General features: G+C 55.8%; 1 rRNA gene. It reads right to left on the bottom strand.

What is annotated here, in order from left to right:
• Positions 1 to 44: 44 nt before the first annotated feature.
• A 16S ribosomal RNA gene (locus J2S78_RS17015) occupies positions 45 to 1,408 on the bottom strand; the annotation flags it as partial.

Raw genomic sequence — 1,408 nt, 5'->3', positions numbered from 1 at the left:
GGACGAAAACGTCCAAGAGAATCGACTCGGAAATTACTCCGTAGAAAGGAGGTGATCCATCCCCACCTTCCGGTAGGGATACCTTGTTACGACTTCACCCCAATCACCTGCCCCACCTTCGGCAGCTGGCTCCCAAAAGGGTTACCTCACCGACTTCGGGTGTTGCAAGCTCTCGTGGTGTGACGGGCGGTGTGTACAAGGCCCGGGAACGTATTCACCGCGGCATGCTGATCCGCGATTACTAGCGATTCCGGCTTCATGCAGGCGAGTTGCAGCCTGCAGTCCGAACTGAGAATGGCTTTTTGAGATTCGCTCCACCTCACGGCTTCGCTCCCCTCTGTACCATCCATTGTAGCACGTGTGTAGCCCAGGTCATAAGGGGCATGATGATTTGACGTCATCCCCACCTTCCTCCGGTTTGTCACCGGCAGTCACCTTAGAGTGCCCAACTCAATGCTGGCAACTAAGATTAAGGGTTGCGCTCGTTGCGGGACTTAACCCAACATCTCACGACACGAGCTGACGACAACCATGCACCACCTGTCATTTTGTCCCCCGAAGGGGAACCTTCTATCTCTAGAAGTAGCAAAAGATGTCAAGACCTGGTAAGGTTCTTCGCGTTGCGTCGAATTAAACCACATGCTCCACCGCTTGTGCGGGCCCCCGTCAATTCCTTTGAGTTTCAACCTTGCGGTCGTACTCCCCAGGCGGAGTGCTTAATGCGTTTGCTTCGGCACTAAGGGTGTCGAAACCCCTAACACCTAGCACTCAACGTTTACGGCGTGGACTACCAGGGTATCTAATCCTGTTCGCTCCCCACGCTTTCGCGCCTCAGCGTCAGTTACAGGCCAGAGAGCCGCCTTCGCCACTGGTGTTCCTCCACATCTCTACGCATTTCACCGCTACACGTGGAATTCCACTCTCCTCTCCTGTACTCAAGTTCCCCAGTTTCCAATGCCATTCCACGGTTGAGCCGTGGCCTTTCACATCAGACTTAGGAAACCGCCTGCGCGCCCTTTACGCCCAATAATTCCGGACAACGCTTGCCCCCTACGTATTACCGCGGCTGCTGGCACGTAGTTAGCCGGGGCTTTCTGATCCGGTACCGTCAGGGGACCGGCCTATTCGACCAGTCCTTGTTCTTCTCGGATAACAGAGCTTTACGATCCGAAAACCTTCTTCACTCACGCGGCGTTGCACCGTCAGGCTTTCGCCCATTGCGGATGATTCCCTACTGCTGCCTCCCGTAGGAGTCTGGGCCGTGTCTCAGTCCCAGTGTGGCCGATCACCCTCTCAGGTCGGCTACGCATCGTTGCCTTGGGAAGCCTTTACCTCCCCAACTAGCTAATGCGCCGCGGGCCCATCTTCTAGGGCGAGGATTACTCCCCGCTTTCTCCCATCGATCAGG

This window comes from Salibacterium salarium, assembly GCF_030813635.1.
GTDB lineage: Bacteria > Bacillota > Bacilli > Bacillales > Marinococcaceae > Salibacterium > Salibacterium salarium.
The sequence above is the reverse complement of the archived record's forward strand: the minus strand, read 5'-3'. Positions and strand labels throughout refer to the sequence as shown.